The following is an 11711-nucleotide window of genomic DNA, read 5'->3' as shown; positions in this document are numbered from 1 at the left end:
GCTGCCGCGCCGTCGGGCACGGGGTCTCCCTGCCCGGCGGCGCGGACCGCGCGCGGTGTCGCGTAACCTTGAACCTCGTGGCCACCATCGACTTTCCGACCGAGATCAAGGCGCTGCGCAGCACGCTCGAGTCCATCGAGAGCGTGAGCGACCCGGAGGTGCTGCGCGCGAAGATCGCGGACCTCTCGGAGAAGGCGTCGGCCCCCGACCTGTGGGACGACCCGGAGGCCGCGCAGAAGGTGACGTCGGCGCTCTCCGCGGCGCAGTCGGAGCTGGAGCGGGTGAAGAAGCTCGGTCAGCGCATCGACGACGTCGAGACCCTGGTCGAGATGGGCCAGGAGATGGAGGACGAGGACACCCTCGTCGAGGCGGAGACGGAGGTCGGGGCGATCCGCAAGGACCTCGACCTGCTCGAGGTCCGCACGCTCCTCGCCGGCGAGTACGACGCCCGTGAGGCCGTCGTGACGATCCGCGCGGGCGCGGGTGGCGTGGACGCGGCCGACTTCGCCGAGATGCTGCTGCGCATGTACCTGCGCTGGGCGGAGCGTCACGGCTACTCGACCACCGTGCTCGACACGTCGTACGCCGAGGAGGCGGGGCTCAAGTCGGCCACGTTCGAGGTGAAGGCGCCCTACGCGTTCGGCCACCTGTCGGTGGAGGCGGGCACGCACCGCCTCGTGCGCATCTCGCCGTTCGACAACCAGGGGCGCCGGCAGACCTCCTTCGCCGCCGTCGAGGTCATCCCGCTCATCGAGCAGACCGACTCGATCGAGATCCCGGAGTCGGAGATCAAGGTCGACGTCTTCCGGTCCTCGGGCCCGGGCGGGCAGTCCGTCAACACGACGGACTCCGCGGTGCGCATGACGCACATCCCCACGGGCATCGTCGTGTCGATGCAGAACGAGAAGTCGCAGATCCAGAACCGCGCCGCCGCGCTGCGCGTCCTCCAGTCCCGCCTGCTGCTCGTGCGCCAGGAGGAGGAGAACGCGAAGAAGAAGGAGCTCGCGGGCGACATCAAGGCGAGCTGGGGCGACCAGATGCGCTCCTACGTGCTCCAGCCGTACCAGATGGTCAAGGACCTGCGCACCGAGCACGAGGTCGGCAACCCGTCGGCGGTGTTCGACGGCGACATCGACGACTTCATCGAGGCGGGCATCCGCTGGCGCCGCGGGGCGCAGTCGGCCGACTGACGCCGGACCTCTGCGCGCCGCGGGCAGGGGGTCGGGGCGGGGCGCGCGCGGAGCCGCACGCCGGCGTGGTGACGCAGGCAGGTGACTCGAGCAACCGATCGATGCACCCGGGTGCGGCGTGTCCGCCCGCCGGGGCCGGACGCGCGTGCCTACCCTCGGGATCGTGCGACGAACCCCGTTCGTCCACGGATCGACCCCCGACCCGAGGAACGTGCCGCCGTGATCCGCTTCGAGAACGTCACCAAGGTCTACGCGCGCGGCGCGAGGCCGGCCGTCGACGACGTGTCGATGGAGGTCCGCCGCGGCGAGTTCGTCTTCCTCGTCGGCGCGTCGGGCTCCGGCAAGTCGACGTGCCTGCACCTCGTCCTGCGCGAGGAGCGCCCGACCAAGGGAAAGGTCTTCGTGGCCGGGCGCGACCTCGGGTCGCTGTCGAGCTGGAACGTGCCGAAGCTCCGGCGCCAGATCGGGGTCGTCTTCCAGGACTTCCGCCTGCTGCCGAACAAGACCGTGTTCGAGAACGTCGCGTTCGCGCTCCAGGTCATCGGCAAGCCGCGGCACACGATCGCGATCACGGTCCCCGAGACGCTCGAGATGGTGGGCCTCGCGGGCAAGGAGAAGCGCCGCCCGCACGAGCTCTCCGGCGGCGAGCAGCAGCGCGTCGCCATCGCGCGCGCCATGGTGAACCGACCCCCGATCCTGCTCGCCGACGAGCCGACGGGGAACCTCGACCCCACGACCTCGCTCGGCATCATGCGTCTGCTCGACCGCATCAACCGCACCGGGACCACCGTCGTCATGGCGACGCACGACGAGGAGATCGTCAACCAGATGCGCCGCCGCGTCATCGAGCTCGACACCGGGACGCTGGTGCGCGACCAGGCGCACGGGTCGTACGGGGCGCGGGGCCAGGTCATCCCCGACCTCGCGGGCGCGACGACCGAGAGCGCACCGACGGCCACCGTGCGTCGCGCGGCGCCCGGACCTGCGGAGCAGCCGCCCGGCACGGACGGGCCCGCGGGTGCCGCGGCGGCGCCGGACGGGACCGGGGCGACGGCGTCCGACCCCGAGGCCGCGCCTCCGCGTCGCCGGTCGCTGCGCCGCCACGTCGACGTGACGGCGGGGGAGTGAGCGGCGTGCGTCTCCAGTTCATCCTCGCCGAGCTCGGGCAGGGCCTGCGCCGCAACGTGTCGATGACCGTCTCGGTCGTCCTCGTGACGTTCGTGTCGTTGACGTTCGTGGGCGCGTCGCTGCTGCTGCAGGCCCAGATCGGCAAGCTCAAGGACGACTGGTACGACAAGGTCGAGGTCTCCGTGTTCCTGTGCCCGGCCGGGTCGCCCTCGCCGACGTGCGCCGGCGGCGAGGCGACGCCCGACCAGATCGCGGCGCTCGAGGACCTCTTCGAGACCGAGCTCGCCGACGAGGTCCAGACGGTCTACTTCGAGTCCAAGGACGACGCGTTCTCGGCCTTCGAGGAGCGGTACCCCGACGGCTACCTCGGCACCCAGCTCACGGTCGACGACATGCAGGCGTCCTTCCGCCTGAAGCTCACCAACCCGGAGAACTACGAGGTCGTCAACGACGTCGTCACCGGGCGGCCCGGGGTCGAGGTCGTCGAGGACCAGCGTCGCATCTTCGACTCGCTCTTCCTCGCGCTCAACCGCGCGTCCCTCCTGTCGGCCGGTCTCGCTGCGGTCATGCTCCTCGCGGCGGTCCTGCTCATCACGACGACGATCCGGCTGTCGGCGCTGAGCCGACGCCGGGAGACCGGGATCATGCGGCTCGTCGGCGCGTCGAACCTGTTCATCCAGCTGCCGTTCCTCCTCGAGGGGGCGATCGCGGCCGTGCTGGGCGCGCTCCTCGCCGTTGGCGGGTTGTGGGTGGGGGTGAAGTACCTCGTCACCGACTGGTTGTCGCAGTCGGTGACGTGGGTGGCCTACGTCGACGAGTCGGACGTCCTGGCCATCGCGCCGGTCCTCGTCGGCATCGCGTTCCTGCTGGCGGCCGTGTCCTCGGTCGTCACGCTCAACCGGCACACGAGGGTGTGAGATGACCCGGGACCTCCGCCGCGCGACCGCGGCCCTGATCGCCACGACGATGCTCCTCGTGGGGGGCGTCGCCTCGGCCTCCGCCGACGACATCGACGACCGCCGCGCGGCCGCCGAACGCCGCCAGTCGGAGATCCTCGGCAGCCGCGAGCAGCTGCAGTCCGAGCTCGAGGACACCGACGCCGAGCTCGCGCAGGCGGTCGTCGACCTCCAGGCCATCGAGGCACGCCTGCCCGTCGCGCAGGCCGAGCTGGACGCGGCGCAGGCGGAGGTCGAGCGGACCCAGCGCGAGGCGGAGCTGCTCGCCCAGCGGCTGGAGGACGCTCTCGGCCAGGAGGCCGCGATCAGCGCCGAGATCGAGCGCGGCGCGACCGAGGTCGCCGACGCGAAGTCGAGCATCGCGGAGATGGCGCGCCAGGCCTACCGCGGCCAGGGCGACGTCTCGAGCCTCGGCATCGTCACCGGCGCCCAGAGCACCGAGGAGTTCATCGAGGAGTACGCCGTCTCGTCGACCGCGGCGCGCAGCCAGTCGCGGTCGCTCCAGGAGCTGCTCGAGGCCGAGTCCGTCTCGCGGAACCGGGAGGCGCGGCTTCAGGCGGTACGGGAGACCGTCGCGGACCTGAAGAAGCAGGCGGACGAGAACGTCGTCGCGGCCGAGGCCGCTCGCAAGGCCGCGGCCGACCGCAAGGCCGAGGTCGAGCAGCTCATCGTCGACCAGCAGGCGAAGAAGGCGACGATCGAGGAGCGCAAGGCCGCCGCCGAGGCGCAGGTCGCCGAGAACGAGGCGGCGCAGAAGTCGCTGCAGGCCGAGATCAAGGGGATCATCGCCGAGCAGGCGGAGCGTGACCGCAAGGCCGCGGAGGAGGAGGCGCGCCGCCAGCAGCAGCAACAGTCGTCCGGCGGTGGCGGCGGTGGCGGCTCCAGCGGCGGTGGCGGCGGCGGGGGCGGGGGGTCCTCGTCGGGCGGCGACCGCGGCAGCATCTCCAGCTTCCTGTCGTACCCGACCGCGGTCCCGTACGTGACGTCGAGCTACGGGATGCGGCTGCACCCCATCCTCGGCTACTACCGCATGCACGCGGGCACGGACCTCCGGGCCTACTGCGGGACGCCGATCATGGCCTCGGGCTCCGGCACGGTCGTCCACGCCCAGTGGCGCAACGGATTCGGCAACCAGGTCCTCGTCAACCACGGCACGGTCGGCGGGTCGAACCTCATGACGAGCTACAACCACCTGACCCGCTTCGCCGTCTCCTCCGGGCAGTGGGTCGAGAGGGGGACGGTCATCGGCTACTCCGGCAACACGGGGCTGTCCGGGGCGTGCCACCTCCACTTCGAGGTGTACGTCAACGGGTCCACCATCGACCCGATGTCGGTCCTGGGCTGACCGGCGTCCGCTCGAGCCCGGCCGTGTCGCGCGCCGCGACCCGACCCGCGCCGTCCGGACGCGGGGGATAATCGGTACCGGGCGTCGTCGGGCACCCGTACGCTGGTGCGCCGGCACGACGACGGCCCTTGGCTCCGAGCGGGCAGGGACCGGAGGTCCGGCGCCGCGGGCGACGACACGACAGCGAAGGACGGTAGGACACGGATGGCGAAGGACACCGGCCGCAAGGTCGTCGCCAGCAACCGCAAGGCACGCCACGACTACGTGATCGAGGACGTGTACGAGGCGGGGATCGTCCTGTCGGGCACCGAGGTCAAGGCGCTGCGGATGGGGCGGGCCTCGCTGGTCGACGGCTACGTCGCCGTCGACCGGGGCGAGGCCTGGCTCGAGAACGTCCACATCCCCGAGTACACCGAGGGCACGTGGAACAACCACGCCCCGCGTCGCAAGCGCAAGCTCCTGCTGCACAAGGAGGAGATCCTGCGCCTCGAGTCCAAGACGCGCGAGAAGGGCCACACGATCGTGCCCCTCGCGCTGTACTTCCTCGACGGGCGGGCCAAGGTCGAGATCGCGCTCGCCCGCGGCAAGAAGGAGTACGACAAGCGGCAGGCCCTGCGCGAGAAGCAGGACAACCGCGAGGCGCAGCGCGCCATGCGGCAGCGCGAGCTGCGCTGACCCCGGGCGCCTCGGGGCCGACGGCCCACCCGCTGGTGACGTCGTCGCCCTCGACGTACGGTCGAGGGCGAGACGACGACCACGAACCTGGAGGCCCCATGGTCAAGCTCCGTCAGTACATCCCTCGCCTCGCCGCGGGCGCGTACATCCTCAACTCCGGCCTGAACAAGCGTGGCGCGGACGAGGCGACCGCGCAGGGGATCCACGGCATGGCGGCGGGGACGTACTCGTTCCTGGGGGACGTCGAACCGAAGCAGTTCACCAAGGCGCTCTCGACCACGGAGATCGCGCTCGGCGCGGCGCTCGTCGCTCCGTTCGTCCCGACCGGGCTCGTGGCCGTGGGCCTGGGCGTCTTCTCGGCGGGGCTCGTGGGCATGTACCTGAAGACCCCGGGGATGACGCGCGAGGACGGGGTGCGGCCGACCGAGCAGGGCACCGGGCTCGCGAAGGACGTGTTCCTCCTCGGGATCGCGGGCGGTCTGCTCGTGGACGCGCTGAGCCGCAAGAAGTAGTCGCCGGCGTCGCGAGCCGGGCCGCGTCCGGGAGGTGCGGAAATATCGGTGCGGCGACCGACGTTCATCCCGTAGGCTTGTCCTGCTGAGCGAGGACCGGGTCCGCCCGGGAGCCGCGCGGTGATTGACAACTCCACAGGGGGTGATCGGTTTCGACGGTGGTCGTGCTTCGAGGAGAAGCGGGCCGAGGATGCAGGCTTATCTCGTAAACGATGTCTGCAAAACACAGGTGCCGATAACAAGCGCACCGACTTCGCCCTCGCCGCCTGAGCGAGCCCCGAAGTCCGTCAGCCCGAGCTAGCTCTCGACTCGGATCCTGGCGTCATCTAGAGAGCCACTGCTCGTAGTCCTCGTCATCGGGGCTGCGGGGACTTTCAGGTGACTGAGCCCGTCCGCATCTTGTCTGCGTGAGTGCGGGGGCCGAGAAAAACGACAGCAGACTGCGCCCGGAGAAGTCCTCGATCGGCGTCACCGGACCGGGGTTCGATTCCCCGCACCTCCACCCCTGCGACGACGGCCCGCACCCCCTCGGGGGTGCGGGCCGTCGTCGTGCCAGGACGTGCGCCCCGAGGTGCTCGTCACCATCCGTGCCGGTCCCACGCGGCCTCCGCCTCGGCACCGTCGAGCCACTCGAGTCGCAGCCGACGCCCACGGACGACGATCGTCCGGTCGTCGTCGCGAGGGAACGGGGGCGCCTCGGGGTCGTCGCTGTACAGGTCCTGTTCTCCCTCGACGTCCGAGCCGTCGAGGTGGGCGCGCCACTGCACGCGAGGCTCCGGGTTGACGTGGCGGGGGAAGGCGTGCGGACCGACGGTGTCCCAGTGCATGCACACCCGTGTGACCAGGTGGCCGACCGGACGCGACGCGCGGTCGTCGACGCTCCACAGCCGCGCGACCCGTCCCGGGAGCGCGTCCTGGGCCCGCGCGGTCTCACTCACGCGCGGACGCTCCCACCAGGGGCTCGCGGTCCGCTCCCGGCGTGTCCGGCCCGCCCTCGGGCCCGGGTCGCCCGCTCTCTGCCGGAGGGGTGCCGCCGTCGCCGGCCCGTCGACGGACCCGGCGCAGCACCCAGCGCACGACGAGCAGCACGACCCCTGCCACGACGAGCCACGGGAGGAGCGCGCCGAGGACGACGACGAGCCCGTTGAGGGTCGCGAGCAGGGCGTTCCAGCCGTTCTGCAGCCCGCCGAGGAAGCCGCCGGGGGCGAGCCGCTCCACCGGCGCGACCTGCACGACCGTGACGTGCAGGGTCGACATCGACACCTGGTCGGTGAGCGCCGCGCGCTGCGACTGCAACGACTCCAGCTCGGCCTGGCGCGTGGTGAGCTCCTGCTCCGCGGCGAGCAGGTCCTCGGTCGTCGCGGCGTCGCCCATGAGCGCACGGAGACGTTCGACGGAGGTGGCGAGCGCCTCCGCCCGGGCGTCGAGGTCCCGCGCGGTCCCCGTCACGTCGACGGCCTCGATCGACAGGTCACGCACCTCGCCCACCTGCTCGAGGGCGTCCACGGTCGCGGTGGTCTGGGCCGAGGGCACCCGGACGGTCAGCTCCGCGGACGCGGGGGCGTCGCCCTCGCGCTCCGTCTGTCTCCGGCTCTCGACCCTGCCACCCGCGCTCTCCGCGAGCTCGGCGACCTCCTCCGCGGCCGCGGCCGGGTCGTCGGCGACAACCGTCACGGAGCCCGTCGTGACGATCTCGCGGTCGGCCTGCGTCGCTGCTCCCTCGTCGGCGGGCGCGATCCCGGAGGACGAGTCCGCGGCAGCGTCGACGGCGCCGGCCTCGCCGACCTCCGACATGCTCCCGGCGTCGTCCGACGAGAAGGACGCCATGTCCCCGCTCGACGCGGAGCACCCCGCGAGGAGGGCACCGCCGAGCAGGGCGACCACGACGAGGGCGAGGGGGCGAGCGGTCCGCATGCTGCGAGAGTAGGGGGCCAAGCAGGCGAACCGGACACCGGTCCCGACATCGTGACCGTCTTGTGAACTGGCCGTGATCCAACCGCAGCACGACACGCGCGACGCGCGCCGCAGGCCGCGCGGACCCACCGTGCACGGCAGGATGGACGGGTGCTCGTGTGCTGCGGACTCGTGACCCTCGACGTCGTCCAGGTCGTCGACGAGCTCCCCGGGCCCGACCAGAAGGTCACGGCGCGGTCGCTCACCGCGACGTTCGGCGGCCCGGCCGCCAACGCGGCGGCGACCTCCACCGCGCTCGGCGTGCCCACGAGGCTCGTCACCGCGGTCGGCCGTGGACCGCTCGCGGAGGTCGTGCGGCGTGAGCTCGCGGGGTGCGACGTCGACCTCGTCGACGTCGCCGCGGGCGGGGACGGGCAGCCGGCCGTCTCGACCGTGCTCGTCACGCGCGCCACGGGGGAGCGCGCGGTCGTGAGCACGAACGCGTCGGGATTCGCGGGGCTCGCGTCCGGCGGGTCGCTCGCCGGGCCGGTCGGCGACGACCTCCTCGACGGCGTCGGGCCGGGCGACGTCCTGCTGCTCGACGGTCACCTGCCGGGGCTCGCGCTCGCCGTCGCGCGCCGCGCGCGAGACCTGGGGGCCGCCGTCGTGCTGGACGGCGGCTCGTGGAAGCCCGACGCGGTCGAGATGATCGGGCTGTGCGACGCGGTCGTGCTCTCTGCCGACTTCCGCTTCCCCGGGGCGGAGGGAGACGACGTCCTCGACGCGGTCTTCGCTCTCGGGCCGGAGTTCGTCGCCCGGACCCGGGGCCCGCGTCCCGTCGAGGTGCTGGACGCGGGGGAGCGGTACGAGGTCGCCGCCCCCGTGCCTGCCCGGGTCGTCGACACGCTCGGCGCGGGGGACGTGGTCCACGGGGCGTTCGCGGCGTCCGTCGCGCGCGGCGCGTCGTGGCGGCGCGCGCTCGAGCGGGCGGTCGTCGTCGCGACCGCCTCGGTGGAGCACCCCGGGGCGCGCGGGTGGGCCGAGGCCGGCCGACGGCCGTGACCGGCGCGGTGCCGTGCTGCCGGGCCGTTCCTGAGGGGCAGCGGGCCCGCGGGACCGGGACCCAGGTCCCGACCCGCCACCCGATCGGCAACATTTCGGTCACGAAGCCCGGGGAGAGTTGACACGCACTTAGTAAAGGCAGTCTACTAACAAACATGACAACGGCAGTCACCGGGACCGGCGCACCGAGGAGGCGACTGAGCACAGGGCTCAGGCCGACCTCGAAGGTGCTCCCCGAGCACGCTCGGGCGCACAACCGGTCCCTCGTGCTGCAGCACCTGTTCCACGAGGGGCCCACCTCGCGCGCCGACCTGGCGCGGGCGACCTCCCTCACCCGCGTGACCATCTCCGACCTCGTGTCCGTCCTCATCGCGGAGGGCCTCGTCGAGGAGCTCGGCGTCCGCCCCGGCCAGCGCGTCGGCAAGCCCGCGATCCTCGTGGGGATGCGGACGAGCGCCTACCAGATCGTCTCCGTCGACCTGACCGACGACGAGGTCATGCGCGGTGCCGTCCTCACGCTCACCGGCGACTTCGTCGTCCGGCAGAGCCTCGCCGTCGACGGCCGCACCGGGACCGAGCTGGTCGACCTCCTCACGCGCTTCTGCCGCGGCCTCATCGCGTCCGCCACGCAGCCCGTCATCGGCGTCGGCATCGGGTCGCCGGGCGTCGTCGACGCCGAGGGCCGCGTCATCGAGGCGCCCAACCGGCGGTGGTACGACGTCCCCCTGGCCGCGCAGCTCACCGAGCGGCTCGGTCTCGCGGTCCACGTCGCCAACGACGCGAACATCGCGGCGCTCGGCGAGTTCACGTTCGGGGGAGCTGCCGGCGACGGTCTGCTCGTCCTCACCGTGGGCGAGGGCGTGGGCGCCGGGATCATGGTCGACGGCGCGCGCGTCCGGGGGCACGCGGACGCCGCCGGCGAGCTGGGCCACGTGACCGTCGTCGACGACGGCGAGCCGTGCGCCTGCGGGCGCCGCGGCTGCCTGGAGACCGTCCTGTCCGTGCCGGCGCTTCGCCGCGCGGTGGACGGGCTCGACACCGAAGCTTCCGACGCCGTCCTGGCGTCGGTGGGCAGGACGCTGGGCATCGCTCTGGCACCTGTCGTCAGCGCGCTGAACCTCGCGGAGGTGCTCGTGAGCGGTCCTGCGGACCTGCTCGACGGGCCCCTGCGGGAGACGGCGTTCGAGACCATCCGCTCCCGCACGATGCCGGTCATCGGCAGCGGGCTCCAGGTGCGGATGGCCACGCTCGACGAAGACGTCGTCCTCGCTGGGGCTGCCGTCCTCGTCCTGTCCGGACAGCTGGGGGTCTCCTAGCCGACCACGCTCGGACCGACCTCCAGCCGCCCGACCGGGCAGGGTCCACGCCCTGTCCCCAGACCTCCTGGGAACCCCAGAGCAGCATCCCCAGGATCGCAGTACCCCTGCACGAGCTCGATTACGCAGGACTCCTGCCACACCTCGGTGGCGTCATCGACGCCGCCACCAAGAAACACCGAGAGGAAGCACCCAGTGAAGAGGAACCGTCTCGTCGTCGCCTCCGTGGCGTCGACGATCACCCTGGCGCTCGCGCTGACCGCCTGCAGCACCGGCGGCGGGAGCGACGACAACGGCTCCGGCGAGGGCGAGGCCACCACCGGAGACATCCGTGTCTGGCTCAACGGCTCGGACACGCCCGACGCCGCGCGCGAGTACCTCAAGACGACGTTCGAGGAGGAGAACCCGGGCAGCACCCTCACGATCGAGGAGCAGTCCTGGACCGGCCTCGTCGACAAGCTCACCACGGCGCTCTCCGGGTCCGACAGCCCGGACGTCGTCGAGGTCGGCAACACGCAGTCCCCGGCGTTCACGTCCGCGGGCTTCTTCCGTGAGATCACCGAGGACGAGTACCAGTCCCTCGGCGGCGACGACCTGCTCCAGGGCTTCGTCGAGGCCGGCAACTGGGACGACAAGCACTACGCGCTGCCCTACTACGCGGGCTCGCGTGCCGTGTTCTACACCCCGCAGGTCACCGGCACCACCCCCGTGCCGACGACGCTGGACGAGTACGTGGCGAACGCCAACGCGCTCGCCTCCGACACGGTCTCGGGCGTGTACTGGCCCGGCCAGGACTGGTACAACGCGCTCCCGTTCGTCTGGGAGAACGGCGGCTTCATCGCCGAGCAGAACGACGACGGCGAGTGGGAGGCCGGGTTCTCGAGCGAGGGCGGCCTCGCCGGCCTCACGCAGGTCCAGGAGCTCATGGTCAACACGTCGCTCGCGCCGAAGGACGGTCAGGAGACCGACCTGCAGGTTCCGTTCTGCGAGGGTGCGGTCGCGTACGTCTCGGCCCCGACCTGGATCGCCGGCACCATCAAGACCTCGGCGACGCCCGAGGACGCCGACACGACCCCGGGTTGCCTCGAGACCTACGGCTCGGACCTCTCGGCCTTCCCGCTCCCGGGCAAGACCGCGGGTGAGCCGGCTGCCGTCTTCGCCGGTGGCTCGAACATCGCCGTGGCGCAGAAGTCGAACAACCCCGAGCTCGCCTACAAGGCGTTCGAGATCATGATGAGCGACGAGTACCAGACGATCCTCGCGCAGGCCAACATGATCCCGGCCAAGGTCTCGCTCGCGAGCGAGGTGCCGCAGGAGGACGCGATCGCCCAGGCCGGTGTCGCGGCCTCGAAGAACGCCCGCCTGACCCCGGCGTCGCCCAAGTGGGCCGACGTCGAGGCGCAGAACGTGCTCCAGACGGCGTTCACCCGCCTCGCGAACGGTGACGACGTGAACACCGTCGCGACCGACCTGGACGCGAAGATCGAGGAGATCCTCAACAGCTGAGCCCGTCCGGTGGCGCCCGGCCTCGTCCGGGCGCCACCGGAGGCTCGAGCCGTCAGGGGTGGGGTCTCCTCGTGGGAGCCCCCACCCCTTCCCATGACGGGCCGTCGGCACGTCACCTGCGCACCACC

Annotated in this window: 10 protein-coding genes, 1 other RNA gene and 1 pseudogene; 10 read left to right on the top strand and 2 right to left on the bottom strand. The window is 72.1% G+C overall.

Annotation, left to right across the window (positions count from 1 at the left end; genetic code table 11):
- The first annotated feature begins 77 nt into the window (after positions 1-77).
- From prfB to ssrA, 7 genes and pseudogenes are all read left to right on the top strand, one after another.
- Positions 78-1190: a peptide chain release factor 2 gene (gene prfB / locus FIC82_RS14755; protein ID WP_168731931.1), complete on the top strand. Its 1113-nt coding sequence runs from the start codon at positions 78-80 to the stop codon at positions 1188-1190.
- 219 nt (positions 1191-1409) lie between these two features.
- A pseudogene (ftsE, locus tag FIC82_RS14750) lies at positions 1410-2090 on the top strand (cell division ATP-binding protein FtsE); the annotation flags it as partial.
- Between the two features lie 233 nt (positions 2091-2323).
- Positions 2324-3235: a permease-like cell division protein FtsX gene (gene ftsX / locus FIC82_RS14745; protein WP_168731930.1), complete on the top strand. Its 912-nt coding sequence runs from the start codon at positions 2324-2326 to the stop codon at positions 3233-3235.
- 1 nt (position 3236) lies between these two features.
- Positions 3237-4619, top strand: coding sequence for a M23 family metallopeptidase (locus tag FIC82_RS14740; RefSeq protein ID WP_154799012.1), 1383 nt, complete (start codon positions 3237-3239; stop codon positions 4617-4619).
- 204 nt (positions 4620-4823) lie between these two features.
- Entirely contained in the window at positions 4824-5294 is a 471-nt protein-coding gene (smpB, locus tag FIC82_RS14735; protein ID WP_047234045.1) for an SsrA-binding protein SmpB, read from the top strand.
- A gap of 98 nt (positions 5295-5392) precedes the next feature.
- Positions 5393-5806 (top strand): hypothetical protein, encoded by a 414-nt coding sequence (locus tag FIC82_RS14730; RefSeq protein WP_047234046.1) that lies wholly within the window; start codon positions 5393-5395, stop codon positions 5804-5806.
- A 138-nt stretch (positions 5807-5944) separates the two neighbouring features.
- Positions 5945-6311, top strand: a transfer-messenger RNA (tmRNA) gene (ssrA, locus tag FIC82_RS14725).
- A 73-nt stretch (positions 6312-6384) separates the two neighbouring features.
- Here ssrA and FIC82_RS14720 read toward each other — a convergent pair.
- On the bottom strand, positions 6385-6744 hold the full coding sequence (locus FIC82_RS14720) for a hypothetical protein (RefSeq protein WP_154799011.1): 360 nt from the start codon (positions 6742-6744) through the stop codon (positions 6385-6387).
- Positions 6737-7720, bottom strand: coding sequence for a DUF4349 domain-containing protein (locus FIC82_RS14715; protein WP_154799010.1), 984 nt, complete (start codon positions 7718-7720; stop codon positions 6737-6739). The genes FIC82_RS14720 and FIC82_RS14715 overlap by 8 nt, the downstream gene beginning before the upstream one ends.
- A gap of 150 nt (positions 7721-7870) precedes the next feature.
- Here FIC82_RS14715 and FIC82_RS14710 point away from each other — a divergent pair, with 150 nt between their 5' ends.
- The 3 genes from FIC82_RS14710 to FIC82_RS14700 all read left to right on the top strand — a co-directional run bounded on the left by FIC82_RS14710 (position 7871) and on the right by FIC82_RS14700 (position 11583).
- Positions 7871-8761, top strand: a complete 891-nt coding sequence (locus tag FIC82_RS14710; protein WP_168731929.1) for a PfkB family carbohydrate kinase — start codon at positions 7871-7873, stop codon at positions 8759-8761.
- Positions 8762-8916: 155 nt separating this feature from the next.
- Complete coding sequence (locus FIC82_RS14705) at positions 8917-10077, top strand: ROK family transcriptional regulator (protein ID WP_154799009.1); 1161 nt, start codon at positions 8917-8919, stop codon at positions 10075-10077.
- 195 nt (positions 10078-10272) lie between these two features.
- Positions 10273-11583 carry an extracellular solute-binding protein gene (locus tag FIC82_RS14700; RefSeq protein WP_168731928.1) on the top strand — a complete coding sequence of 437 codons (1311 nt, stop codon included), beginning with the start codon at positions 10273-10275 and terminating at the stop codon, positions 11581-11583.
- The last annotated feature ends 128 nt before the right edge of the window (positions 11584-11711 follow it).

Source organism: Cellulosimicrobium protaetiae, assembly GCF_009708005.2.
In the GTDB taxonomy this organism is placed as follows: Bacteria; Actinomycetota; Actinomycetes; order Actinomycetales; family Cellulomonadaceae; genus Cellulosimicrobium; species Cellulosimicrobium protaetiae.
This window is presented reverse-complemented; position numbering and strand designations above follow the sequence as displayed.

What these genes read in the sequence shown, in the direction of transcription:
- FIC82_RS14715 (WP_154799010.1), bottom strand. Translation starts at nt 7,720, where the DNA reads ATGCGGACCGCTCGCCCCCTCGCCCTCGTCGTGGTCGCCCTGCTCGGC.
- FIC82_RS14730 (WP_047234046.1), top strand. Translation starts at nt 5,393, where the DNA reads ATGGTCAAGCTCCGTCAGTACATCCCTCGCCTCGCCGCGGGCGCGTAC.
- FIC82_RS14705 (WP_154799009.1), top strand. Translation starts at nt 8,917, where the DNA reads ATGACAACGGCAGTCACCGGGACCGGCGCACCGAGGAGGCGACTGAGC.
- FIC82_RS14740 (WP_154799012.1), top strand. Translation starts at nt 3,237, where the DNA reads ATGACCCGGGACCTCCGCCGCGCGACCGCGGCCCTGATCGCCACGACG.
- smpB (WP_047234045.1), top strand. Translation starts at nt 4,824, where the DNA reads ATGGCGAAGGACACCGGCCGCAAGGTCGTCGCCAGCAACCGCAAGGCA.